This is a genomic window from Phenylobacterium sp. Root700, from assembly GCF_001429025.1.
Classification (GTDB): Bacteria; Pseudomonadota; Alphaproteobacteria; order Caulobacterales; family Caulobacteraceae; genus Phenylobacterium.
Window position 1 is genome coordinate 63,813 of sequence record NZ_LMHT01000030.1, and the last position, 24,211, is coordinate 88,023.

The following is a 24,211-nucleotide window of genomic DNA, read 5'->3' on the forward strand; positions in this document are numbered from 1 at the left end:
TCTAGTCGTCGCCTTGGTGGTCTAGATAGGCGCCATCGCGCTCGGATATGACCAAGGGCGCCGATGGCCACGTGATCCCGAAGGCCGGGTCGTTCCAACGCACGCCGCGCCCGTGACCGGGCTCGAACATGCGATCGATTTGGTAGAGGACGTCGGTGTCGTCCTCAAGGGTGATGAAGCCGTGGGCCATGCCCTGGCCGATCAGCAGGGCGCGGCCGTTCGCCGCTGAGAGCTCGGTTCCGGTCCAGCGCAGATAGGTCGGGCTGCCTGGCCGCAGGTCGACGGCGACGTCGAAGATCGCGCCGCGGGTCACGCGGACCAGTTTGGTCTCGGCGTGCGGGGCGGCTTCATAGTGCATGCCTCGCAGAGTGCGCGCCTTGGCGTTGCGCGACAGGCTGGTCTGCACGGGCGTGAACGGATGGCAGGCCGCGGCGAATTCGTCGGGGCAATGCAGGCGCGAGAACGAGCCGCGCTCGTCGCTGATCACGTCCAGGTCGACGATCACGACGCCTTCGATGTCGGTCGCCGTGAACCGCATCAGCGCACGACCTTCGTGTCCGGCGCGGCGGTGACGAACTGGCCGCCCCACTCGGCGATATGGGCCAGCTGCCCCATGATCTCGTCCTTCAGATTCCACGGCAGGATGACCAGATAGTCCGGCTTGAACTGGGTGATCGCCGCCGGCGCGTAGGTCGGGATGTGGGTGCCGGGCAGGAACCGGTCCTGCTTGTGCGGGTTGGCGTCGAACACCGCCACGATGTCGCCCGGCGTGACGCCGGCATAGTTCAGGAAGGTGTTGCCCTTGGCCGCCGCACCATAGGCCGCGACGCTCTTGCCGTCGGCCTTGGCCTTGGCGAGGAAATCGAGGAAGCCGCGACGGACCTCTTCGACCCGGGCGGTGAAGCCCTCATAACCCGAGAGCTTGTCGAGATCGGCGGCCTGCTCGCGGGCGCGCAGGGCCGTCAGCGCTGGCGTCTCCTGATGGCTGGAGGCCTGGTGCGCGCAGAACAGGCGCAGCGACCCGCCGTGAGTCGGCAATAGTTCGACGTCGAACGGTCTCAGACCGTTGGCCAGCAGCACCTTCTCCACCGCCAGCAGCGACAGGTACGAATAGTGCTCGTGATAGATGGTGTCGAACTGGACCTTCTCGATCAGGTTCAGCAGGTGCGGGAACTCGAAGGTCAGCACGCCCTGCGGCTTCAGCACGTGCTGGAAGCCGGCCACGAAGTCACCGATGGCAGGGACGTGGGCCAGGACGTTGTTGCCGGCCATCAGGTCGGCGGCGATCCCACGCGCGGCCAGGTCGCGGCCGGTGGCGTCGTTGAAGAAGGTGACCTCGGTCGGGATCCCCCGCTCCTTGATCGCCACTTCGGCTGTGTTAGCGGTCGGCTCGATGCCCAGAACCGGCACGCCCATCGCCTTGAAGTGTTGCAGCAGATAGCCGTCGTTGGAGGCCACCTCGATCACCAGCGAGTCCGGCCCCAGGCCAAAGCGTCCGGCCATGGCTTCGGCGTAACGCTTGGCGTGCGCCACCCAGCTTTCCGAATAGGCCGAGAAATAGGCGTAGCCGTCGTCGAAGATCGCGTCGGCCGCCACCGGATCATCGGCCTGCACCAGGAAGCAGGTTCCGCAGACCCGGGTGTGCAGCGGATAGAAGCCCTCCGCCCCGGCGTCCAACTGGGGCTTGGTCAGGTACGAGTTGGCCAGCGGCTGATCGCCCAGGTCCAGGAAAGTCTGGGTGAGCGGGGCGCGGCAGAAACGGCAGGCGGGCACGGTCATCAAAGGCTTTCGTATCGCTTGATCTGGTCTTGGACGAGGACCAGGGCCTCGTCCCCATCGGCCTGGGCGCGGTACCAATCCATGGTCCATTCGACGGCGGCGGGAGCGTCGAGACGGCTCTCGAAGCCCAGCACCTGGCGGGCCAGGCTGGCGTCGATGCCCAACGCCTTGGCCTCCAACGAGTTGGGATCGGGTTCATGGCACCAGGGCTTGGCGCCCAGCGCCTGGGTGGCGCGGGTGGCGAGCTCGCCGACCGTGACCTCCGCCCCGCCCGGCTTGGGCCCGAAGTTCAGCGCGCGCGGCGCGGCTGGATCGCTGGCCAGTCGTTCGAGATAGACGAGATAGCCGGCCACGCAGTCGAGCACGTGTTGCCAGGGCCGGGTCGCCTCGGGATGGCGCAGGACGGTGACGCCCTGGGCCTTGCCGGCCCGGACGATGTCGGCGACCAGCCGGTCGCGGGAGAAGTCGCCGCCCCCGATCACGTTGCCGCCGCGGGCCGTGGCGACCGGCACGCCGGCCTTGTCGAAGAAGCTGCGGGCGAAGCTCTGGGTAACGATCTCGGCGGCGGCCTTGGAGGCCGAATAGGGATCCTTACCGCCCAGCGCGTCGCCTTCCTGGAAGGCGCGGCCCTGTTCGTTGTTGGCGTAGACCTTGTCCGAGGTGATCACGAGAACCGCCTGCAAGGCCGGCTGGCCGCGCAGCGTCTGCAACAGATGCGCCGTACCCAGAACATTGGCCGCGAAGGTCGCGACCGGGTCCTCGATCGAGGTCCGCACGATCGGCTGAGCGGCCATATGCAGGACCAGGTCGAAGCTCTGCCCCTTCAGCGCCCGCTCGACCGCGGCCTGATCGCGCAGGTCGGCGATGCGCGATTGCACCACCCCGCCGACACCGGCAAGGTCGAACAATGCCGGCGCCTGGTCCGGCGCGAGCGCCAGGCCAGTCACCTTGGCGCCCAGGGCCGACAGCCAGATCGCGGCCCACGAGCCCTTGAACCCGGTATGCCCGGTCAGCAGGACGCGCTTGCCCGACCAGAAGGCGGGGTCGGGCCGGCTCATTTCCAGACGTGCCAAGGCGCCTCGCCGGAGGCCCAGAGCGCCTCCAGAGCGTTCTTGTCGCGCAAGGTGTCCATGGCGGCCCAGAAGCCGTCATGTGGGCGCGCCATCAGCTGCCCTTCACGCGCCAGGCCTTCCAGCGGCTCCAGTTCCCAGACGGTCGAATCATCGGCGATCCGGTCGATCACGTCCGGCTGCAGCACGAAGAAGCCGCCGTTGATCAGGCCATTGTCGCCGGGAGGTTTCTCGATGAAGCGCTTCACCGCGCCATCGACGATGTCCAGGGCGCCGAACCGGCCGGGCGGCGAGACCGCGCTCACCGTCGCCTGCTTGCCGTGGGCCTTGTGGAACTCCAGCAGGGCCTGAAGGTCGATGTCGGCGACGCCGTCGCCATAGCTCATGAAGAACGGCTCGTTCGGGTCGAGATATTGTGCGACCCGCTTCAGCCGCCCGCCGGTCATGCTGTCGGCGCCGGTGTCGACCAGGGTCACGCGCCACGGCTCGTGGTTGGTGGCGTGGTACTCGACCGCGCCCTTGGCCAGATCGACGGTCAGATCGGCGTTGTGCAGCACGTAGTTGGCGAAGTACTCCTTCACCACATAGCCCTTGTAGCCAAGGCACAGGACGAAGTCGTTGAAGCCGTAGTGCGAGAACAGCTTCATGATGTGCCAGACGATCGGCCGTCCGCCGATCTCGATCATCGGCTTGGGCTTCAGATGGCTTTCCTCTGAAATCCGCGTGCCGAGACCGCCGCAGAGCAGGACGACCTTCATCTAGGCGATCCGCTTGACGAAGGCGTCAGGCCAGTAGGTCACCCGCTCCTTCACCACGCCTTCGTTGAACGGGAAGGCCGGCTCTTCGACGATGAAGCGTTTGTCCTCGGCCACGAAATCATGGACCGCGCGCTGCGGATTATTCCAGTCCCAGTCCTCGCCGGTGCGCGGGCCGCCCTTGACCTGGGCCATGATGCCGTCGGTGGCGACCACATAGGACCCGACCTCGATCAGCTCGCCATAGGCCCGCAGCTCGTCCAGCACGTGGTCGCGGGTGTGGTTGGAGTCCAGCACCACCAGCACCTTCTCCCCCGGCTTGATCTGGGCCTTCACCTGGTCGAGCACGTCCGGCGCGGTCGAGGACCCGACGATCAGCTCGATGCGCTTCTTCATCTCGTGGGCTTCGATGGCCTGGCGGTTGTGTTCGCGGATCTCGATATCGACGCCGATCACCCGGCCCTTGCCCATGGCCTCGAACAGCGAGGCGTAGAAGATCAGGCTGCCGCCGTGGGCGACGCCGGTTTCGACCAGAACGTCAGGCTTCAGGGCGTAGATCACCTCCTGCAGGCGGACCATGTCCTCCGGGAGCTGAATGATCGGGCGGCCCATCCAGGCGAAGGAATAGACGTATTTCGAATCCCAGGTGGCGCGCAGCCAGGCCTTGGAGGCCGCGGCGAAGCCCTCGGCGCTCGCCAAGCTGTGACGGGTTTCGGTTTCGCCGTCCCGCACGATGACTTCGCCGCGCTCTTCGTCGATGGTGGTGATCAAGGATCTCGCCCTTTAGATGGATACGGCGGGGTGCGGCGTTCGCCTCGCCCCCGCCGACGAATTGGCCTCTCTATTATCGCGTGTTGTTTGCGCGATGAAGCCGTATCCAGTGGGCAAAGCGGCCAGGCGCCGTAAAGCCACCAGAAAATGGAGCGGGCGCGGTGCAGCCGCTGGTGAATTTCATTGTCGCAGGGGCGCAGAAGGCCGGCACGACGGCGCTCTACGACTATCTGGCCGATGATCCGGCGCTCAGCTTGTCGAAGATCAAGGAAGTTCACTTCTTCGACGACGAGAGCGTGAACTGGTCCGCGCCGGACTATGGCCCCTATCACGCGCAGTTCGCGGCCGACGGCCCAGCGATTCGCGGCGAGGCGACGCCGATCTATCTCTATTGGCCAGGGAGCCTCAAGCGGATCGCGGCCTACAATCCCGACGTCCGGTTGATCGTCATGCTGCGTGATCCGGTGGAACGCGCCTGGTCCCACTGGCGGATGGAGTATTCACGCGGCGTGGAGACGGGGCCGTTCTCGTGGTGCATCCGGCAAGGCCGCCAGCGGCTGTTCGAGGCGAAGCCCTGGGGCGTGCACCGCGAATTCTCCTATGTGGAACGCGGCTTCTATGGCGAGCAGATCGAGCGGCTCTTCGCACTCTTCCCACGCGAGCAGGTGCTGATCCTGAAGGCCGACGCTCTGCGTGACGATCCCAGCGGCGCGCTCGGGAGGGTCAGCGACTTCCTGGACGTTCCCAGGCGCGGCGCGGTCGAGCATCGTGATGTCCATGTCGGCCGCGATGTCGGCGGTGATCTCGATGCGGCGGACATTGGGTTTCTGCGGGGCCTCTATGAGCGGGATATGGCGCGCCTCAAGGCGCTCACCGGCATAGCCTTCTGGTGATCGGCCACATTTCCGGCGACCGTTTTGAGCAGGATTGGCGCGTAAGGAGCTCTCGATGAAATTCGCCCCATTGGTTCTCGTTGGCCTGATCGCAGGATGCGCGCCCGCCGCCGATTCCAGCGCCCAAGCTTCGAGAGCGCCCGCCCCGCCGGCAAGGACGCCGGCCGCCGCTTCGACCGCCGCGGGCCTCGCACTCGCCTTTCCGGTCGACTGCCAGATCGGCAAGACCTGCGAGGTGCAGAACTATATGGACCGCGACCCTGGTCCGGGGGCGAAGGACTATCGCTGCGGAACCGAGACCTATGAGAGCCATGGCGGCGTCGATATCCGCCTGCTGGACATGGCGGCTCAGCAGGCCGGCGTGAACGTGCTGGCCGCGGCTCCTGGACGGGTGTCACGCCTACGGGACGGCGTGGCCGACATCTCCGTCAAGACCGTAGGGTCCGCCGCGGTTTCCGGCCAGGAATGCGGCAACGGGGTGGTGATCGACCACGGCGGCGGCTGGGAGACCCAGTACTGCCACCTAGCCAATGGCAGCGTGGTGGTGAAGGTCGGCGACACGACGACAACTGGCCAGCCGATCGCCCGTGTCGGGCTCTCGGGCAATACCGAGTATCCGCATCTGCACATTACGACGCGCCGAGCTGGAACCACGGTCGACGCCTTCGCCCCGAACCTGGCGGCCGGGGCCTGCGCAGCGAGAGGCGCGGGCGACGGCCTCTGGCGGCCAGACGCGGCGAGCGCCATGGCCTACAAGCCCGGAGCGGTGCTGAATGCAGGGTTCGCCGCCGCTCCCGTGACCATGGAAACGATCGAGGCTGGCGGGATCGCCGGGCCGACCACGACGTCCACAGCATTGATCGCCTATGTCCGCGCCATCAATCTGCAGGGCGGCGACGTGCAGGAGTTAGTGGTGAAGGGACCCGACGGATCTGTCGTGGCCCAAGGCTACCAACCGGCGCTGGATCGCGCCAAGGCCCAGTACATGATGTTCACCGGCAAGCGCGCGTCGCAGGGGAAATGGGCGCCAGGCGCCTACTCCGCGACCTACACCGTTCGACGGGCCGGAGAGGCTGTGGTCACGCGGACTTTCTCAATCACCCTCTAGCCCGCAAGCCGTTACGCAAAAAGGGATAGCGGCCCCAAAGCTTGACCTCACAAAACCGTTAGCGCCCCCAGTTTGGGCGAGAGTTTCTTTGACCGAAACTCCCAATCGGCTACAGTTTCATTTCAGCCTTGCTCTCCATGGCTGTGTCGCTTCGATCGGGCGGCGAAGCTCGCGGCTTCGCCGCCCGATTATCGTTCAGCACCCCAAAATCACATCTGACTTGAGATCGCCGGACACGCCCGCGCGGGTTCGTTTTTGCATGGGCGGACCTTGCCCGTCAGGGCCTGGGCCATCGCAGGAGCGTGTGCTCGCCGCCCCGGCTAGGTCAAAGCCCAAATAAAAAGGGCCGCCCCGAAGGGCGGCCCTAATCACCTAATGTCCGAAGACCTTAGGGGACGAAGTTACCAAAGTCGATCGTGCTGAGGTTCGCGCCAACGAGAGCAATGGACGTATCAGCTGCCCCGCTACCCATATCCACGAAGACAACCACGTCACCGCCAACCTGAACCGCGACAATCTCACGACCAGCCGCGATCTGGAGGTTCGCATCGGTCAGCGCGCTGGCGTAGGTCGCCGACGAGATTTCCGTGTAGTTGACGTTCGTGCCCTGGACGCCGAAGTCCAGCTTGTCGCCAGCTTCCCAGCCATTGATCTGGTCGACCGAACCAAGGGCCAGGCCCGAGTCCGACGCGCTACCGAACACGAAGGTGTCGTTACCGAGACCGCCCGTCAGCGTGTCAACGCCAAGGCCGCCGGTGATGATGTCATCACCCGGACCGCCGCCGATCACGTCATTGCCAGCGCCACCGACCAGGGTGTCGTTGCCGTCACCGCCAGAGATGGTGTCGTTGCCGGCACCGGTGGTGATCTGGTCGTTACCAGCGCCGCCGATGACGGAGTTGGCACCATCAGCAGCACCAATGGTGTCGTTGCCGTCACCGCCATCGATGGTGTCGTTGCCGTTGCCGGTGGTGATACCGTCGTTGCCAGCGCCACCAAAGATGGTGTTCGCGCCGCTGCCGGCGCCGATCACGTCATTACCAGCGCCGCCGTCGACGACGTTCTTACCGTCGCCAACGGTGATCGTGTCAACATCCGAGCCGCCGGTGACCGTGTTGTTGCCAGCGCCGAGCACGTTGATGGTGTTGGCGCCCGCGCTATCAACCACGGTGTTGTTGCCGGTAGTGGCAGAGATGTTGTCGTCGCCAGCGCCGCCGTCGAGGGTGTTGTCGCCAGCAGCCCCAACCAGGGTGTCGTTGCCTTCGCCACCGTAGATCGCGTCGTTACCCGAACCACCAGTCAGGCTGTCGTTGCCGAGGTCACCGCTGATGTAGTTGGCGCCGCCATTGGCGTCAGTGATGGTGTCGTTACCTTGACCGCCCAGCAGAGTGTCGCTGGCGGTGCCACCGGTGATGTTGTCGTTGCCCATGTTACCATGGGCCCAGTTCACACCGTCGCCGGTCACGATGGTATCGACGCCTTGGCCGCCGGAAATGGTGTCGTTGCCATCGCCGCCGTTCAGGTTGTCGTCGCCCTGGTTGCCGTGCAGCCAGTCGTCGCCGAGACCGCCGGTGATCGTATCGTTGTCCGAACCCTCGCCGCCAACGATGGTGTCGTTTCCAGCGCCGCCCACGAGGCTGTCGGCGCCGTCGCCGCCGTCGATGCTGTCGTTACCGGCGTTGCCGTCGACAGTGTCGTTGCCTTGACCGCCATAGATCACGTCGTTGCCCGAACCGCCGTCGACGCTGTCGTTATCCTTGTCAGCATAAACGATATCGTCGCCAGAACCGGCCAGGATGGTGTCGTTGCCCGCGCCGCCATAGATCAGTTCGGCGGACGAACCGGCAGTAATGCTGTCGTTACCCATGTTGCCATGGATGTAGTTGGAGCCGCCGACATCGCTGATGACGTCGTCGTTTTGTCCGCCCAGCAGGGTGTCATTGCCGTCGCCACCATCGAGGGTGTCGTTACCCTTGTTGCCGTGCAGGTAATCGTTGCCCTTGCCGCCCGTGAGGTTGTCCGCGCCGTCGTTGCCCATGAGCACGTCAGCAGCATCCGACCCAACGATGCCGGCGTCGTTACCAGCGGTGCCGACGAACAGCTTCGATTGATCGGGGAAGGCCGTGTTGGTGGCGCCGAGAATGCCAGCGCCGAACACGACGGTCTTGCCGCCGAACGTCATGGAGACGGTTTCTTGCGGCTGCGACACGGTCGCGGGGTTGATCGTCGTGGTGACCGCAGAGGCAGTCGCCCCGGCAGCCGTGAAGATCAGTTGGTCGGCACCGGTGAAGGCAAGCGCCTGCGCCGCGGTGACGGTGTCAAAATATAAACTAGCCATGTTTCTCTCCAGTCTGTGTCACATGGACCCCCGAAACGCCTGGCCACCATTTTCCAATGGAGCGGTCCCAGCGGTCCTATCCCTCACCACCACAGGGTCGTGGCGAAGGTTAAACGAGCCCGAGGAAGACGTATCGGAACCGCCGATAATGCGCAACAGCAAAAAAGGCAGGAAAGACGGGCTGGCGCGGAGGTTTGAAGGGTAAGAAAATCGTTAATCTAGTCTTCGCGCAGCGCGTCGCGAACGGTATCGGTCAAGGGACTGACGATGTAGGACAGAATCGAACGCCGTCCGGTTACGATCATCGCCTCCGCCGGCATGCCAGGGCTCAGTTTCGAGCCCTTGGGGAGCTTGGCGAGCTCGGGCGGCGGGATGCGCAGATCAGCGCGGAAGTAGCCCACCCCGGTCTTCTCGTCGACGAGCTGGTCGGCCGAGACCGTGACCACTTCGGCGTTGACCGGCGGCACGGTCCGCGAATTGAGCGCCGAAAGGCGCACCCGCGCCCTCATCCCATCATGGACGCTGTCGATATCCTGGGGCCTGATTCGGGCGGTGACGATCAACGGGGCGTTGGCCGGAACCACGCTCATCAGCCGCTCGCCGGGAGCCACGATGCCGCCGATCGTGAACTGGGTCAGGTCAAGCACGTAGCCGTCGGCCGGCGACCTGACCGTGGCCGATCTCAGCGTCTGGCTCGCAGCCGTAAGTTTCGGCGTGACCTCGGCCAAGCCGCTCTGCATCTGGCGCAGCCCTTCGGCGGCCTGGCTGATGCGTTGCTCCCGAAGCGTCGCGATCTGCAGGCGCGTCTCGCCGATCTGCTCATGCAGGCGGGTGATCTCGGCGACCAGTTGCCCCCGGCGCCCGGCGAGATCGGCCAGGGTGCGCTTGTAGCGCAGGATCAAGGTCTTGGGCGCGTAGCCCTTTTCATAGAGGGTCTGATAACCGGCCAGCTCTTCGCGGGTCAGGGCGTCGGATTCCTTCACCGCGTCGACCTGGGCTTGAACCCCGCTGATCTGGGTTTCCAGCTGCTGAAGCTTCTGGGCGAGAACCGCGCTCTGCCCGTCGAAGAACTGGAGGCGCGAGGAGAACAACAACTCCTGGTCGCGAAGGACGCCCGCCACCCGAGGATCGTTCACGCGCGCCGTCAGCTCAGCCGGGAACACCATCGCCTTCTGGCCCGTCGCCTCGGCCTGGAACCTGGAGACCTGCGCCAGGAACACGTCGTACTGGCTCTGCAGGACGTCGGTCATGGCCTTGGACTGAACCTCGTCGAAGGTCAGCAGCACCTGGTTCAGGCGGACGTGCTGCCCCTCGCGGACCTGGATCGTCCTGACGGTGCCGCCTTCACGGTGGCGAATCGTCTTGCGGTTGTCTTCAACCCGCACCATGCCCGGCGCGACGACGGCGCTGTCGATCCTGGCGACCGCAGCGAACAGCGTCAGGCCGACCACGAAGACGCCGACCACGGCGGTGCCGATAATGATCGGCCGCTTGATGCGACGGTCCATGGTTCCGTCGAGCGGAACCAGGTCCTTCTCGCCAAAGGTCGGCGACTCGTAGGGCTTGGGGGCTTTGAAATCCAGTTTCATCGGCCGGCCTCGATCACGCGCGGAGTGGCGGGTTGAACGACCCGGGCCATGACCTGTTCACGCGGCCCGAACATCTCGATCCGGCCGTCGCGCAGCATCAGCATCTTGTCGGCCGACCGGAAGACGCTCGGCTTGTGGGAGACGATGACGATGGTCGAACCGCCGGCCTTCAGGGCGTCCAGCGCCGTGACCAGGGCCTCTTCGCCCTCGGCGTCCAGGGCCGCGTTCGGTTCGTCGAGCACCAGCAGCCGCGGGGCGCCCAGCAGGGCGCGCGCCAGGCCGACCCGCTGTCGCTGTCCGGCGGAAAGCACGTGGCCGGTCTCGCCAAGCTCGGTGTCGTAGCCGTTGGGCAGGCGCAGGATCAGCTGGTGCACGCCGGCGACCTGGGCGGCGCGAACCACCTGCTCGTCGTCCACGTCGGAGCGGAACCGGGCGATGTTGTCACGGATGCTGCCGGAGAACAGTTCGGTGTCCTGCGGCAGATAGCCGACATGGCGGCCGAAATCGCTGCGATCCCAGCTGTAGACATCGGCCCCGTCGAGGCGGACGTGGCCGTTGTTGGGCTGCCAGATGCCGACCATTAGCCGGGCCAGCGAGGACTTGCCGGCGCCGGACGGACCGATGACGCCAAGCATCTCGCCCGGCTCGATCTTCAGGCTGATGCCTTGCAGCACGAACCGGGTGGCGCCGACCGGCGCAAAGTTCACACCCTCGACGGAGAGCTGGCCGAGCGGCTTGGGCAGGGTGGTCAGCGCCTTGGCGGGCTTGTAGTCGGCGAAGAGCGAATTCAGGCGCTCATAGGCGCGATAGCCGTTGGTCAGCGAGTCCCAGGAGCTGACGAGCCGTTCGATCGGCTGCAGCGCGCGCGCCGCCAGGATCATGTTGGCGAACAGCAGGCCGGAGTGGATCTTGCCCTTCACCACCAGGTAGGCGCCGATCGCGATGATCAACACCTGGATGCCCTGGCGGGTGAACTTGCTGATGTTGCTGAGCACGCTGGCGCGTTCGCTGGCCGCGGCGCTGCGCTCCATGGTGATCGAGCGGAAGGTGGCCCAGCGGGCGCCGAGCGGCTCGATCATCCCCATCGCGCGAACCACTTCACCGTTGCGGAGCGCCGCATCGGTGAAGGCGTAGCTGCGGAGCGCCGCCTCGTTGGCCTCCTGGAGCGGGGGCCGCGTCGCACGGTCCTGGATCATGGCGATCCCAAACAGCAGGCCGGCGCCGACGACGGTGACGAGGCCGATGATCGGATCGATGACGAACAGCACGGCCATGAAGACCGGCATCCAGGGCAGGTCGAAGAAGGTGCCGAAGGCCGGCCCGGTCAGCATCTGGCGGAAGCCGTCCAGGTCGCGCAGCGCCTGCGAACGCGCCGCAGGGTTGCCGCGGATGACGCTGTCGAACAGAGCCGAGAACACCCGCCCGGAAACCCGCTGGTCCATGACCACGCCGAAGTTCACCAGGACCTTGGCCCGGTAGTCGTCGATCACGCCGGAAATGACGAAGGCGAGCAACACCCCGAAGGTGATCACCAGCAGCGTCGGCACGCTGTAGCTGGTCATAACCCGGCCGTAGATCTGGAAGGTGTAGATCGGCAACGCCAGGTACAGCAGGTTCGAGACCAGGCTGAACAGACCCGCGAAGGCCAGGGGCGTGTACCCCTCCTTGATCGCGCGAGTCAGCGGATTGTCGGGCTGATCCGCAAGCGGATTAAAGATCTTCATGCGCCGCACTGTTCCGTGGATGCTCGATAGCGACTGCCTAGCGACCGCCGCCGATGTTGCTGCTCGAAGTCAGAGGCGATGTCCGCCGAAAACGCGCGAGACATGATCGGGCCTCTTAACGATGTCAATGGCGCACGCAAGCGCGCCGATTCGCGCGCCGCGTGTTAGACATCGACAGCCTACCTGATCCGTGCCGCAAGGAACCCGTCTTGTCCAAGGTCGCCATTATCGGCAGCTGCATAACCAGAGACTTGTGGCCGATCGTGGGCGCCGAGCCCTCCGACCTGCTCTATATTTCGCGGACCAGCCTGCCTAGCCTGTTCGCCAGGCCGCTGGACGGCGTACAGCCAGGCGAGGAGCCGCCGCCCAGCCTGGGCGCGTTTCCACACCGGGCGATGGTCAACGATCTGAAGAAGCGCGCCCTGGCCGCCCTGGTCGCCCATCAGCCCAGCCACATCATCTTCGACTTCATCGACGAGCGCCTCGACCTGCTGGCGGTCGGCGACACGATCGTCACCCACAGCTGGGAGCTGGATGTCAGCGGATACCTGGAGCAGCCGGCCTTCGACGGCGCCCGGACGATCGGCCGGACGTCGCCGGCCTGCGACCTGCTGTGGCTGCAGGCGGCCGACGAGATGGCGGCCTTCCTCCAGGCCACCCCGCTGCGGGATGCGACCTTGATCGTCCATGAGGCCCGCTGGGCGACGCACTATCTCGACGAGGCAGGGCGGACGCAGGCCTTCGCCGACGAGGTGGAGATCTTCCAGGGCAAGCCGGCCGTGATCGCCGACCACAACGCCATGCTGGATCTCTACCAGCCGGCCTTCCTCCAGCGCGTCCCGGACGCCGCCAGGGTGGCCGCGCCGCCGGAGCTGCATCTGGCCGATTGCCGCCATCGCTGGGGCCTGAGCCCCTTCCACTATGTCGACGACTACTACCGCGAGGTGTGGCGCGGCCTTCAGGCGCTGGGCGTCTGAAGCTCTCCGCGGCGGGCCCAGTGCTCCAGCGGCGTCATCCCGCTGACGGCGAGGTCCGAGGCTGAGGCCAGGAAGGCCGTCGTGGTCTTTCCCGGCCACGGCTCGCCGATGCTCCAGGCGCCGCCCTGCAGGTAGTCGACCAACGGATTGCGGCCGGGCGCGAGATCGCCGCCGCGTAGCGTGATGTAGCGCGCCGCATCGAACCACGGGCTGGGATGGCGTCCCTCAGCCCCGCCCGAAGCGACGTAATGGCTCAAGGGTTCGAAGCCACCGTCGACCACGTCTTGATATTGGCCGCGATACCAGTCGGGATCGAACAGCGGGTGCGGCTTGAGCCCGGCCGCCGCGCCCGTGGTCAGGTAGTGGACCAGCGGCGCGATGTCGGCCGCCGGCGCCTGGGCGCCGTAGAAATCCGCCGCGAACAGCGGGTGCGGGCTCAGCCCCCGCCGCCAACCGGTCTGCAGGTAGTGGGTGACCGGGTCCGAGCCCGAGGCGATCAGGTCGGGCGCCTGGCGGACATAGTGCTCGATGCTGAACAGCGGGTGCGGATCGCGGCCCTGGGCGGCGCCCACCCGGATGAAGTGCTCCAGCGGGGTGAGGCCGCCGGCGGCGAGCTCAGCGGCGCTATGGCCGGCGTAGAATTCGGAGTCGAACAGCGGATGCGGGCTCGCCCCTTCCGCGCCGCCATGCAGCAGATAGTGGACCAGCGGACTGGCCCGCGATCCGGCCAGATCGGGACGGCCCTTGAGGTACCAGGCCTGGTCGAACAGCGCCGCCGGCTGCACCGCGGGGTCGGCGCCGCGCCGCGCATAGGCGGCCATGGCGCGCAGGCCGCCAGTCTCCCAGACGCCGGACCGTGCGATCACCAGGGCGCGGCCGCAGGAGCGCAGCATGTCCAGGCCACGGTCGATCAGCCGGGCCACGCGGTTGCGCCGCCGGGGACGCATGAACCTGGCCGCCGTGACGCGATAGCCGGTGAGCGCGATCTCGCGCGCCTCACGCTCGACATCGGCGCGCGCGCGCAGGGCGTCGGCCAGGGCCACGCCCAGCCGGGTCCGGCTCAGGGCCTCATCGACCTCCGCCCGCTGGAACGCTCCCCGCGCCGCGCCATAGCGCCGCGCGAGAACTTCGAGCTTGCCGACCAGATCGACGTTGTCGGCCGCCATGATGGCCGGGCCCTCCGTGATTTCACGCCCCTCGTGTCGGGCGCGGCCCGGGCGGTGTCAAGCCGCCGGACGCTCGGTCAGCCCCTCGTCCATCAGCCAGCCGAGGTAGCCGCCGCCCTCCACGCAGAAAGGATCGGGGAAGCGCTGGCGCAGGTCGGCGCGGTCGCGCCAGATCAGCCGATGGGCCTTGGCGATGGGCGTGCCGTCGCCATAGACGCCGTAGGCCCAGTAGCGCTCAGGGATCGCGGGCTCGCTCGCCGCGCTCACCTGTTCCTTGTACCAGCGCCAGATCTCGTAGACCGCGTGGTTGTCGCCGGCGTAGCGCTTGGTCATCGCATCGCCGGTGGGGCCGAGCTTGGTGAAGTGCCAGAAGCGCAGCGGCGAGCCGTTGACCGTGATGGCCCCGTCCTGGCCGATGGCGACCTCGCGCCGGCTGAGGTTCCAGCTGGCGACATTGTAGCCCGGGTCGCGGACCACCTTGACCTTGTTGAACAGGGCCGGGACGTGGTCGCACCACTTCTGGTCCACGAACAGGCCCTGGGGCATGTCGTCGTAGCAGTACTCCAGCAGCCGATCGTTCCACCACTGGCCGAAGCGCGCGCCCTCCCCGCCCGCCTTCACCGCGACGAAACCGAGGTTGAAGATGCCGGTCCGCGACGCCGACAGGTCGTTGTCGAAGATCGCCTGGCGCTCGGTGTTGGCGTCGACCAAGTGCGGGGTCAGCAGGATGTCGTCCGCTTCCAGCAGACCCAACAACGGCGACAGGCTGGAGAACAGCGCGGTGTCAGGGTCGAGATAGATCACCGCCTCGGCGTCCGAGGCGCAGGCCTGATGCAGGAACGGGCCTTTCACCGCGGTGCAGACCTCGACCACGTCGTGCTTGAACAGCCAGGCCTTGAAATCGGGGATGCCGAGATCCTGGGCGTAGACCACCTGGTCGAACGGCTCGTTGGCCGGATCGAAGCGGAAGCCGGCTGGCGGCTCGTCAGTGATCAGGGCGACGAGATTCCAGTCCGGGTGGAACTTGCGCAGGGTGGAATAGAGCACCCGCGCCCGGTTCAGATAGGCGAAGGTGAAACTGGAAAAGCAGGTGACCTTCACGCGGCCTCCACAAGTTCGGCCGTGAGTTTGCTGAAGCTCAGGTCGTAGGTCTTCGGGTTCCGGCGCGCGCGCGCCAGCTTCAGGATTTCGCCGCTCTCGAACCAGGCCTGCAACTGGTGCTCGTCGGGCAGGACGACGCCATGTTCATCGTCGGCCGCGAACACCGCGACATTGCCGCTGTCGGGACCGGTCACCACCGCCGCCCCGGCCGAGGCCGCCTCATAGGCCACGAACGAGAAGGTCTCCAGGCACAACGACCAGACCATGGCCGCGTCGATGGAAAGCTCCTCCATCGCCTCACGCATGGCGAAGGGCCGCTCGGCGGTGACGGTCACGGCGTGGTGCTGGGCCAGCGATCCGGCCACCGGCGTGCTGGCCAGATGGATGAAGGCGTAGCGTGGATCGTGGGCGAACCGGGCCGCCAGGTCGCGGAAGATCGGCCAGCCCTTGTGGACCGACGGCGTGCCGGGGAAGGCAAAGCGGAACGGGGCGTCCGGCGCGGCCTGCGGCCTGGCCCGAACGGCCGGAACAAGCCCGGCGTGCGGCAACACCACCTGCGCCTGAGCGTCCAGCGAGCCGCCGGCGCGCCAGGCCCCCAGGGCCACAGCCGACGGCGCGGCCAGCGTCAGCTCCAGGCGGTCGAACAGCAGTTGGTGCTCGCGCACCTGGGCCTGGCGCCAGTCGCCATAGACGCAGATCGAGCAGGCCGGGCTGCCGGCCGGCGGCGCGCCGCAGTTCTCGACGTCGTTGCGGAGCAGGTGGATGCCGGCGCAGAGGCTGCCCATGTCGTGCAGCCAGAAGAAGCCGGCGTTCATGCCGGCGGCGCGGACGATGTCGATCACGTCGCGGCTGGAATGGCCGAGCATGTTGTGGATCGCAAAGCTGCGCGGGGCCTCACGCGACAGTTCGAACGCCTTCAGCGCCTCGACGATGGCGGCGGGGGTGAAGACCCCGACGCTTTCGCCGTTCCACAGCACGCCCATCGGCGTCTGCGTCGGGCCGCTGCGCACGGTCGGCCAGCCGTTGGCCGGGTGGACATGCAAGTGATTGCGTCCCAGCACGGCGAACTCGGCCGCCTCGCGCTGCACGCAGAGCTGCGAGCCGCCGACCGAGCGGCTGTAGTCGTCCTGGCTGAAGGTCACGTGCAGACCGCGCGGACGCGCCTGGGCCATCGCCGCGATCAGCCGGTCGGCGGCCAGCGCCTCGACCGGCCGGGCCCAGGCGGTGGAGTCGGCCAGGCGGGCCTCGAACGGTTTCAGGGTCGCCAGCACATCGTGCCGGAAGCCGAGCCTGGCCTTGGCCTGGCGACCTTCGCCGCGACCGGTTTGCACATAGTGCAGGAACGGATGGACGCCGCTGGCCGCCACGTCCGGGTTCAGCTCCAGATAATCGGCGACCGAGAAGTCGTTGCTGGGATCGCGGCCTTCACGCCAGCCGTGGCTGAGGAAGTGCTCCAGCGGATCGGCGCCGGAGGCGGCGACGTCGTGGTTCATGGCGAGATAGAATTTCGGATCGAAGGCTTCCGCCGCCTCCAGGCGATCCTTGTGGCTGATCACCCCAGCCTCGATGGCGCGGCGCTCAGTGTCGGTCATCGCGTGGTAGGCCGCGGCGTGGATGGAGGCGAGGATCTCGCGGCCCTCGCGGGCGCCCGTCGTCAGGTAGTGAACGAGCGGATTGACCTCGGCGGCGGCGACATCGGGGTTCAGCGCCAGATAGTCGCAGGTCGAGAACCAGGGCGCCGGATCGCGGCCTTCGCGCCAGCCCGTCTCGGCGTAATGCAGGACAGGATCGATGTCGGCCAGGCCGAGGCCCGGATTGGTTCGCCTGTAGAAATCGGCGTCGACCGCGAGGGCCAGCACGTAATTCAGGCGATCTGGTGAGGCCACGGCGGCCATGTTGCGATATTCCCGTGCGACGCCAAGCCCGTGGCGTGGTGTGCTACAGAAGAACCGTCCAATCAATGGCGCCGCCCTTGCGGCAGGGCGCGAGCAGCCATACAGCGGGACGCGGATGGGCCGCGGGGGCGGGACGGCGAGAGCAGCGAAGATGCAAACCACCTCCGAGCGATCAGCCTACCTCGTGCTGGGCATGCACCGGTCCGGCACCTCGGCGACGGCTCAGCTGCTGGCCCTGGCGGGCGCCGAACTGCCTGACAACGTGATGCCGGGCGACGAGCACAACGCCAAGGGCTACTTCGAGCCCTGGAAGATCTCGGTCTTCAACGACCAGCGCCTGCGCGCCGCCGGGACCGCCTGGGACGACCCCTTCAACCTGCCCTACGCCCCGCTGGCGGCCGACGACGAAGCCGCCTGGCGCGAGCGCGCGGTGGCGCTGTTCCGCGCCGAGTTCGGCGAGGCGCTGCATCCGCTGCTGAAAGATCCCCGCGTCTCGGTGCTGCTGCCCCTGTGGCGCGAGGTGCTGGAGGCCGCCCAGATGAAGGCCCGCGTGGTGATCCCGGTGCGCAGCCCGCTGGCGGTCGCCGGATCGCTGTCGCGCCGCGACGCCTTCCCGGTCGAAAAATCCGTCCTGCTCTGGACGGTCTACATGCTGGCCGCCGAGGCCCACACCCGCGACCTGCCCCGGGCCTTTGTCTCCTATGACGGGCTGCTGACCGATTGGCGCGGGCAAGTCGCCGCCATCGAGAAGGCCCACGGCGCGCCGCTGCCGCGCATGAGCGAGCGGGCGGCCGAAAAGATCGACGGGTTCCTGACCAAGGACCTGCGCCACAACGACGGCGAGGGCGATCTCGCCTCGGTTCCGCTGGTCGGGGCGCTGGCGCAGGGCGTCCTGGACTGGTTCACGGCCTCGGCCGCCGGCCAATCGCCTGACCGGGCGGTGCTAGATCGCGCCGCCGCCAAGATCGCCGAGATGAAGGCCCAGATGGGCGTCTTCGTCTCCCCCGTGACCAGCACGCTCGACACCACGCGCGCCGAACTCCTCTATGAGCGCCAGCTCGCCGAGGTCGAACGCAAGCGGATGGCGGCCCTGGAAAGCGAGCTCGCGCTCCTGCGTCAGGAACGCGCGCGTATCGAGGCCGTGGTCGACACGGCCCTGGACGGCCGCTAATCAGCGCCCCCGAGATTTAGAGCCTTGGCAAACGACACCCAAACTCCCGAGCAGGACCTGCTCGCCGACAGCCTGCTGGCGAAACGGCGCGACCTGCACCGCGCCCGCCGCGTGGTCGCCGACGACCGCTGGAACCGCTTCCGCAAGGCCGCCGCCCGCCGGGTCGGCGTATCCGAGAAGGGCCCCTCCGAGCAGCGCTTCGACCTGATGCTGGCCCGTGCCAAATGGCCGGGGCGCGCGGCGTTGATCGCCCGCTCGGGCCTCTGGGACTTCCGACTGAACCGAGCCGTGGGCCGCGACGGCGGCGGGGTCAGGGGCCTTGTCTCTTACGTCCGCGCTGGACCGGACGGCTCGGCCAATCCCAAGGCGCTGTTCGACCAGGCCTGGTATCTGGAAAAGAACGACGACCTGGCCGGGACCCGCTGGGCGCCGCTGGCCCACTACCTAGTGGCCGGCGACAAGGAAGGCCGCGATCCGCACCCGCTGTTTGATCTGAAGGACTACCGCGGCCGCCACGCGGTGAAGATCGCCGCGACCGGCCTCTCGGCCCTGCAGCACTTCATCCATAAGGGCGCGATCGAGGGCTTCGATCCGCATCCGCTGTTCGACGTGCGCTACTATGTCGGCCAGGCCGAGGAAGTCGCCGACTCAGGCGAGAACCCGCTGACCCACTATCTGCGCGAGGGCTGGCGCAAGGGCTACGAGCCCCATCCGCTGTTCTCGGGCCGCTGGTATCTGGCGACCAATCCCGACGTCGTCGACACCGACGCCGCGCCCCTGCTGCACTACGCCGTCAGCGGCGCCGCCGAGGGCCGCAGCCCGCACCCTCTGTTCGACGCCGGCTGGTACATGGATCGCTATCGCGACGCGGCCCCGCTCGGCTCGACGGCGCTGTCCCACTTCCTGGCCTATGGGGCCGAGGAACGCCGCGACCCCAGCATCCACTTCGACACCGCCTTCTATCTGGAGCAGCTGGCCGAGGCGCCGGAAGGCGTGCATCCGGTGATCCACTACCTGACAGAAGGCGCCTTCGAGGGCGTCTCGCCGGCGGCGGACTTCAACGAGCTGAGCTATCTGGTCGAGCATCCGGACGCCGCCGAGCAGCCGATCTCGTCCCTGGAGCATTGGGTGCTGTCGCGCACGCCCAAGCCCGAGCCGACGCCGGCCGGGACGCGCACCTCCGGCGACGCCGGGCTGTTCGAACAGTTGCGCAGCGCCGGCCGCGCCAGGGATCCGGGGGCCTATGGCCACCAGGCCTATCGCGACCTGACCGCCGCCAAGCTGCGCATTCGCGAACGCGAGATCGGCGGGGTGAAGGTCAAGCCCCTCGACCTGATCAAGGTTGAAGAGCGCGATATCGAGAAGGCCGCGGGCGGGCTCGCCTTCGAGGCCGTGGCCAAGCCGAACGTCTCTATCGTCATCCCGGCCTTCAACAACCTGACCTTCACGCTGGAATGTCTTGCGGCGCTGAAGGCGGCCGGCGATCTGCAAGACGCCGAGATCATCGTCATCGACGACGCCTCGACCGACGCCACCAGCGCGGTGCTGGGCAAGATCGCGGGCCTGACCCTGATCACCAACCCGCAGAACCTGAACTTCATCCGCACCTGCAACCGGGCGGCGCAGGCCGCGCGGGGCGAGTTCCTGATCTTCCTGAACAACGACGTCCAGGTCCGCGCCGGCTGGCTGCCCGCCCTGCTGGCGCCCTTCGCCCAGGAGAAGGACGTGGGGGCCACCGCGCCGAAGATGCTGTTCCCCGATGGACGGCTGCAGGAAGCCGGCGCGCGGATCGCCGTCGACGGCACGGCCGAGATGATCGGCCTGTTCGAGGACCCAAGCCTGCCGCGCTGGAACGTGCGGCGCGAGGTCGACTACGCCTCGGGCGCCTGCCTGGCGGTGCGCCGCGAGGTGTTCGCCGAACTGGGCGGTTTCGATGTCGCCTTCGCCCCGGCCTATTGCGAGGACGCCGATCTGTGCTTCCGGCTGCGCGAGCGCGGCCTGCGGATCATCTACGAGCCGACCTCGGAGATCGTCCACCACCTGAGCATCACCGCCAACTCGATCAACGCCGGCTACAAGCAGCGGCTGGCGACCAAGAACCAGCAGGCCTTTGTCGAGCGCTGGAGCGAGCGGCTGGACGCGCTGAACACCGTGCGGACCATCGCCTTCCACCTGCCGCAGTTCCACACCGTGGCGGAGAACGATCGCTGGTGGGGCCCGGGCTTCACCGAGTGGACCAATGTCAGCCGCGCCCTGCCCAATTATCGCGGCCACTATCAGCCGCACGTGCCGGCCGATCTCGGCTTCTACGACCTGTCCAATCCCGAGGCGATGAAGCGGCAAGCCGAACTGGCCGCCCGCTACGGGATCGGCGGCTTCTGCCATTACTTCTACTGGTTCACCGGCGGGCGGCGGATCCTGGAAAAGCCGCTGGAGCCGTTGCTGGACAGCGCCAAGGGCGACTTCCCGTTCTGCCTGTGCTGGGCCAACGAGAACTGGACCCGCACCTGGGACGGCCAGGAACGCGACGTGCTGCTGGCCCAGACCTATGAGCCGGGCGACGCGGAAGCCTCCATCGCCGAGATGGAGCCCTATCTGCTCCAGCCCAACTACATCCGCATCAACGGCAAGCCGCTGGTGGTGATCTATCGGCCGGGCCTGCTGCCCGACGCCAAGGCCTGGGCCGACGCCTGGCGCAAGCATTGCCGCGAGGCCGGCGTCGGCGAGATCTACCTGGCCTTCGTCGAGAGCTTCGAGAAGGCCGGCGGCAAGGTCGATCCGCAGAGCCTGGGCTTCGACGCTTCGGTGGAGTTCCCGCCAGCCGGCGCCGGCGCGCTGATCCACCCGCCAGGTCCGCTCTACAACGCCCGCTTCGAGGGCCGCGTGAACGACTATCGCCAGATGGTCCGCCACTACCTCGCCGCCGCGACGCCGGGCCACAAGCGGTTCCGGGGGGTCATGCCCTCGTGGGACAACACCGCGCGGCGCCAGGACGGCGGCTGGGTCTACCAGCACGCCACGCCCGGCGCCTTCCAGGCCTGGACCCAGGCGATGTTCGAAGACACCCGCCGCCAGAACTTCGGCGAGGAGCGCATCGTCTTCATCAACGCCTGGAACGAGTGGGGCGAAGGCGCCCACCTGGAGCCCGACCAGCGCTTCGGCCACGCCTGGCTGGAAGCGGTGAAGAACGCCGCCGACGCCGACCTGGTGGACAAGTCATGAGCAATTCCGACCTCGTCCTCGTCGGTCATCCGTTCTCGGCCATCGGCATGGCCGAGCACGTGCGTTCGGCCTGGCGCGCCTTCAAGGCGGCCGGAACCACGCCTGGCCTGATCGACATCTACGGCATGCATCGCGGCGACGACGCCGACTTCGAACGCGAGTTCGCGGGCCACATCGTTCCGACCTTGAGCGAGAAGACCAACCTCTTCTGCATCAACGCCGACGAGGTGGAGCAGGCCATGGGCGTGCTGGAGCACCTGGGCTCCGGCCCCGCCTTCCAGAAGGCCTACAACATCATCTATCCGGCCTGGGAGCTGGCGAAGTACCCCGAGCCCTGGGCCAAGATCCTCGACCGGTTCGACGAGGTCTGGGCGCCGTCCGACTTCATCGCCAAGGCTGTCGCGCCGACGACAAAGCGGCCGGTGGTGCACATGCCGCTGGCGGTGGAGCTGACCGTCTCGTCCCTGCTGGGGCGGCGGCACTTCGGCATCCCCGAGAACGCCTTCGTCTGCCTGTTCTTCTTCGACTTCTCCTCCTACTCGGAGCGCAAGAACCCCTTCGCGATGCTGGAGGCGTTCGAGAAGCTGGTGGCCCAGCGGCCGCACGCCCCGCTGCATGCGGTGGTGAAGTACAAGGGCGGCGACGACGGCAATCCGGCCCGCAAGGCGCTGGAGGCGCGGATCCGCGCCATGGGCGGCCAGATCCAGGCGATCACCCGGCAGCTCTCCGACAACGAGATCAAGAACCTGGTGCGCTGCGCCGACGCCTTCGTGTCGCTGCACCGGTCCGAAGGCTTCGGGCGCGGACCGGCCGAGGCGATGATCATGGGCCGCGCGGCGGTGGCCACCAACTATTCGGGCAACCTCGACTTCATGACCCCGGAGACCAGCCTGCTGGTCGACTGCGAGATCATTCCGGTCGCCGAGGGCGCCTATCTGTTCGGCGAGGGCCAGGTCTGGGCCGACCCGTCGGTGGATCACGCGGTCGAACTGATCGGCGGCCTGCTGGACGATCCGGAATGGGCCCGGGCGCTCGGCGCCCGCGCGCGCCGCCATATCCGCACCCACTTCAGCGCCCGGGCCATCGGCCTGCGCTACGTCTCGCGGCTGGAAGAACTCGCCGCCTAGGCGATAGCCGCCCACTTCGTCGTGACAACGGCGGGCTTGAGCACAAACGCCTCGCCCAGCGCGAGCGATCGCGCGACCTGCGCAGCCTATCCCGGGCGCCGACGGCGCTCTTCGCTGTTCAGAAAGCCTAGACCATGAAGAAGATATCCACCGCCCTGGCGGGCGCGATCCTGACCGCCGCCCTCGCCGCCACGCCGGCTTCAGCGGCCCAGATCATCCTCAATTCGAGCATGATCATCGGCAATACGAACTCGGCCGGCGCCAACGGCGCCAACGTCGTCAACCAACAGACCGGCGCGGTCGCCACCGGACTTGGAACCTACAAGCCTGGCTTCACCGGACTGCTGACCTTCGATCTGGGTCAGGCCTACGACCTGGGACGGATCGACCTGTTCACCAGCGGCCTAGGCGGGTTCAGCTTCCTGGCCGGCAACTCCGTCGCCTACAACGGCTGGGGCAGCTGGCACCTCAACGGCCAGACCAACACGCCCACGACCGGCACGATGAGCGTCGACGGCGGGCAGACCCTCACCGCCCAGAGCTTCAAGATCAGCGGCGCCGAGAAGTATCGCTATATCCAGCTGTACCTGAGCCCGCTCACCCCCGCCGGCGTCGCCACGCTGGACGAGTTCCGCGTCTTCGACCGCGAAGTCGTCGCCTCGGGCGTTCCCGAACCGGCCACCTGGGCGATGATGATCATGGGCTTTGGCCTGGCCGGCGCCACGATCCGGCGGCGTTCGGCCGTCTTCCGCGCGGCCTGATCGACCGACTAACGCGCGGCGATGGCGGTGGAGCTGAGCGCCGCCGTCATCAGCGCCTCGGGGCCGGGGTTCTCGGTCACCGCGATCTGGTGGACCACGAAGCCGCCACCGGGCTGATTGTCGGTGTCGAGACGGATCTGGTCGATCAGCGAGGTCTTCCAGTCATCGCCGCCCTTCTTCAGCCGCGCCATGTCGTAGACCACCACCACGGTCTCGTTGACCGCCGGATCGTCGCCGTCGATCGGCCGGGCCTGGAAGTCGCCGGACTCGCCGTGGGCGGCCGTGCGGTAGAAGATCGCGCCGTCCCACGCCGCCCCGGCCCGAGTGCGGGTCATGCGCACCAGCACCAGCGAGTAGCGGCCGCCGTCGAGCGCCAGTCCCATGGGCGAGCGCAGCACCGGATCGGCGCCGTCATTGGAAATCTCCAGCCCCACGGGCGCGCCCGGCAAGGCCGCGCCGCCGGTCACGACGAAGCCCTCGGTCGAGCCGTCGAACGTCCACAGCCGGCCGGCCTTCAGAGGGACCCCGGCGATCTCGAAGGCGCCCTTGGCCTCGTTCCACGCGATGGACTGCGGCCGCGGGGCGCCGGGAACCTGGGTCAGGGCGGGCTGGACAGCCGCGCGCGCCCAGGGGGCCGGCTCGTCGCAGGCCGCGAGCGTCAATAGCAACGAGATAACGCCCACGCGAAGCAGGTCCACCGACATACGTACGCTCCGGACAGCCAAAACGCCCTGTCGGAAGCCGGGGCGCTTGAGCCAAATAGA

General features: G+C 67.4%; 19 protein-coding genes. 7 read left to right on the top strand and 12 right to left on the bottom strand.

Going from position 1 to position 24,211, the window contains the following annotated elements; all coding sequences use genetic code 11:
• Position 1: 1 nt before the first annotated feature.
• Genes rfbC through ASE02_RS22420 form a run of 5 tightly spaced genes read right to left on the bottom strand, consistent with a single transcriptional unit; the run spans position 2 to position 4,375 of the window.
• Positions 2-538 carry a dTDP-4-dehydrorhamnose 3,5-epimerase gene (rfbC, locus tag ASE02_RS15255; RefSeq protein ID WP_056735399.1) on the bottom strand — a complete coding sequence of 179 codons (537 nt, stop codon included), beginning with the start codon at positions 536-538 and terminating at the stop codon, positions 2-4.
• On the bottom strand, positions 538-1,779 hold the full coding sequence (locus tag ASE02_RS15260; RefSeq protein ID WP_056735400.1) for a class I SAM-dependent methyltransferase: 1,242 nt from the start codon (positions 1,777-1,779) through the stop codon (positions 538-540). The genes rfbC and ASE02_RS15260 overlap by 1 nt, the downstream gene beginning before the upstream one ends.
• Entirely contained in the window at positions 1,779-2,837 is a 1,059-nt protein-coding gene (gene rfbG / locus ASE02_RS15265) for a CDP-glucose 4,6-dehydratase (RefSeq protein ID WP_056735401.1), read from the bottom strand. The genes ASE02_RS15260 and rfbG overlap by 1 nt, the downstream gene beginning before the upstream one ends.
• The gene (gene rfbF / locus ASE02_RS22415; RefSeq protein ID WP_056735402.1) at positions 2,834-3,607 is read right to left on the bottom strand and encodes a glucose-1-phosphate cytidylyltransferase; all 774 of its coding nucleotides are present in this window, start codon (positions 3,605-3,607) and stop codon (positions 2,834-2,836) included. The genes rfbG and rfbF overlap by 4 nt, the downstream gene beginning before the upstream one ends.
• Positions 3,608-4,375: a cephalosporin hydroxylase family protein gene (locus ASE02_RS22420; protein ID WP_200957696.1), complete on the bottom strand. Its 768-nt coding sequence runs from the start codon at positions 4,373-4,375 to the stop codon at positions 3,608-3,610. It abuts the gene before it with no gap.
• Between the two features lie 161 nt (positions 4,376-4,536).
• On the opposite strand from ASE02_RS22420, the gene ASE02_RS15280 reads away from it, so the two are divergent.
• Entirely contained in the window at positions 4,537-5,268 is a 732-nt protein-coding gene (locus ASE02_RS15280) for a sulfotransferase domain-containing protein (protein ID WP_056735403.1), read from the top strand.
• Between the two features lie 55 nt (positions 5,269-5,323).
• On the top strand, positions 5,324-6,376 hold the full coding sequence (locus ASE02_RS15285) for a M23 family metallopeptidase (protein WP_056735404.1): 1,053 nt from the start codon (positions 5,324-5,326) through the stop codon (positions 6,374-6,376).
• Positions 6,377-6,764: 388 nt separating this feature from the next.
• Here ASE02_RS15285 and ASE02_RS15290 read toward each other — a convergent pair whose 3' ends face one another.
• The 3 genes from ASE02_RS15290 to ASE02_RS15300 all read right to left on the bottom strand — a co-directional run bounded on the left by ASE02_RS15290 (position 6,765) and on the right by ASE02_RS15300 (position 12,027).
• Positions 6,765-8,714: a calcium-binding protein gene (locus ASE02_RS15290; RefSeq protein WP_056735405.1), complete on the bottom strand. Its 1,950-nt coding sequence runs from the start codon at positions 8,712-8,714 to the stop codon at positions 6,765-6,767.
• A gap of 218 nt (positions 8,715-8,932) precedes the next feature.
• Positions 8,933-10,303, bottom strand: coding sequence for an HlyD family type I secretion periplasmic adaptor subunit (locus ASE02_RS15295; RefSeq protein ID WP_235536717.1), 1,371 nt, complete (start codon positions 10,301-10,303; stop codon positions 8,933-8,935).
• Positions 10,300-12,027, bottom strand: a complete 1,728-nt coding sequence (locus ASE02_RS15300) for a type I secretion system permease/ATPase (RefSeq protein WP_200957697.1) — start codon at positions 12,025-12,027, stop codon at positions 10,300-10,302. Before ASE02_RS15300 ends, ASE02_RS15295 begins: the two co-directional genes overlap by 4 nt.
• Positions 12,028-12,188: 161 nt before the next feature.
• Between ASE02_RS15300 and ASE02_RS15305 the strand changes: the two genes are divergently transcribed.
• Positions 12,189-13,004 (top strand): DUF6270 domain-containing protein, encoded by an 816-nt coding sequence (locus ASE02_RS15305; RefSeq protein ID WP_255354052.1) that lies wholly within the window; start codon positions 12,189-12,191, stop codon positions 13,002-13,004.
• Here the strand turns inward: ASE02_RS15305 and ASE02_RS15310 are convergent.
• From ASE02_RS15310 to ASE02_RS15320, 3 genes are read right to left on the bottom strand one after another with little or no spacing between them, the layout of a single operon-like run.
• Complete coding sequence (locus tag ASE02_RS15310; RefSeq protein WP_056735407.1) at positions 12,986-14,170, bottom strand: hypothetical protein; 1,185 nt, start codon at positions 14,168-14,170, stop codon at positions 12,986-12,988. The two genes, ASE02_RS15305 and ASE02_RS15310, sit on opposite strands and share 19 nt — an antisense overlap.
• A 57-nt stretch (positions 14,171-14,227) precedes the next feature.
• Positions 14,228-15,271, bottom strand: a complete 1,044-nt coding sequence (locus ASE02_RS15315; RefSeq protein WP_056735408.1) for a hypothetical protein — start codon at positions 15,269-15,271, stop codon at positions 14,228-14,230.
• The gene (locus ASE02_RS15320; RefSeq protein ID WP_056735409.1) at positions 15,268-17,166 is read right to left on the bottom strand and encodes a hypothetical protein; all 1,899 of its coding nucleotides are present in this window, start codon (positions 17,164-17,166) and stop codon (positions 15,268-15,270) included. Before ASE02_RS15320 ends, ASE02_RS15315 begins: the two co-directional genes overlap by 4 nt.
• Positions 17,167-17,317: 151 nt before the next feature.
• Between ASE02_RS15320 and ASE02_RS15325 the strand changes: the two genes are divergently transcribed.
• The 4 genes from ASE02_RS15325 (at position 17,318) to ASE02_RS15340 (ending at position 23,447) form a co-directional block, all read left to right on the top strand.
• Positions 17,318-18,337, top strand: coding sequence for a sulfotransferase family protein (locus tag ASE02_RS15325; RefSeq protein ID WP_056735410.1), 1,020 nt, complete (start codon positions 17,318-17,320; stop codon positions 18,335-18,337).
• A gap of 24 nt (positions 18,338-18,361) precedes the next feature.
• On the top strand, positions 18,362-21,559 hold the full coding sequence (locus ASE02_RS15330) for a glycoside hydrolase family 99-like domain-containing protein (protein WP_056735411.1): 3,198 nt from the start codon (positions 18,362-18,364) through the stop codon (positions 21,557-21,559).
• Positions 21,556-22,686 (top strand): glycosyltransferase family 4 protein, encoded by a 1,131-nt coding sequence (locus ASE02_RS15335; protein ID WP_056735412.1) that lies wholly within the window; start codon positions 21,556-21,558, stop codon positions 22,684-22,686. The genes ASE02_RS15330 and ASE02_RS15335 overlap by 4 nt, the downstream gene beginning before the upstream one ends.
• Positions 22,687-22,820: 134 nt before the next feature.
• On the top strand, positions 22,821-23,447 hold the full coding sequence (locus ASE02_RS15340) for a PEPxxWA-CTERM sorting domain-containing protein (protein WP_056735413.1): 627 nt from the start codon (positions 22,821-22,823) through the stop codon (positions 23,445-23,447).
• 8 nt (positions 23,448-23,455) lie between these two features.
• On the opposite strand, the gene ASE02_RS15345 is transcribed toward ASE02_RS15340, so the two are convergent.
• A complete protein-coding gene (locus ASE02_RS15345; RefSeq protein WP_056735414.1) occupies positions 23,456-24,151 on the bottom strand; it encodes a hypothetical protein in 696 nt (231 codons plus the stop codon).
• Positions 24,152-24,211 lie beyond the last annotated feature (60 nt).

Excerpts from the sequence above, each read along its gene's own strand:
- ASE02_RS15310 (WP_056735407.1), bottom strand. The coding sequence starts at position 14,170 with ATGGCGGCCGACAACGTCGATCTGGTCGGCAAGCTCGAAGTTCTCGCG.
- ASE02_RS15300 (WP_200957697.1), bottom strand. The coding sequence starts at position 12,027 with ATGAAGATCTTTAATCCGCTTGCGGATCAGCCCGACAATCCGCTGACT.
- ASE02_RS15340 (WP_056735413.1), top strand. The coding sequence starts at position 22,821 with ATGAAGAAGATATCCACCGCCCTGGCGGGCGCGATCCTGACCGCCGCC.
- ASE02_RS15320 (WP_056735409.1), bottom strand. The coding sequence starts at position 17,166 with ATGGCCGCCGTGGCCTCACCAGATCGCCTGAATTACGTGCTGGCCCTC.
- ASE02_RS15290 (WP_056735405.1), bottom strand. The coding sequence starts at position 8,714 with ATGGCTAGTTTATATTTTGACACCGTCACCGCGGCGCAGGCGCTTGCC.
- ASE02_RS15325 (WP_056735410.1), top strand. The coding sequence starts at position 17,318 with ATGCAAACCACCTCCGAGCGATCAGCCTACCTCGTGCTGGGCATGCAC.
- rfbF (WP_056735402.1), bottom strand. The coding sequence starts at position 3,607 with ATGAAGGTCGTCCTGCTCTGCGGCGGTCTCGGCACGCGGATTTCAGAG.
- ASE02_RS15260 (WP_056735400.1), bottom strand. The coding sequence starts at position 1,779 with ATGACCGTGCCCGCCTGCCGTTTCTGCCGCGCCCCGCTCACCCAGACT.
- ASE02_RS15335 (WP_056735412.1), top strand. The coding sequence starts at position 21,556 with ATGAGCAATTCCGACCTCGTCCTCGTCGGTCATCCGTTCTCGGCCATC.
- ASE02_RS15285 (WP_056735404.1), top strand. The coding sequence starts at position 5,324 with ATGAAATTCGCCCCATTGGTTCTCGTTGGCCTGATCGCAGGATGCGCG.
- rfbC (WP_056735399.1), bottom strand. The coding sequence starts at position 538 with ATGCGGTTCACGGCGACCGACATCGAAGGCGTCGTGATCGTCGACCTG.
- ASE02_RS15345 (WP_056735414.1), bottom strand. The coding sequence starts at position 24,151 with ATGTCGGTGGACCTGCTTCGCGTGGGCGTTATCTCGTTGCTATTGACG.
- rfbG (WP_056735401.1), bottom strand. The coding sequence starts at position 2,837 with ATGAGCCGGCCCGACCCCGCCTTCTGGTCGGGCAAGCGCGTCCTGCTG.
- ASE02_RS15295 (WP_235536717.1), bottom strand. The coding sequence starts at position 10,303 with ATGAAACTGGATTTCAAAGCCCCCAAGCCCTACGAGTCGCCGACCTTT.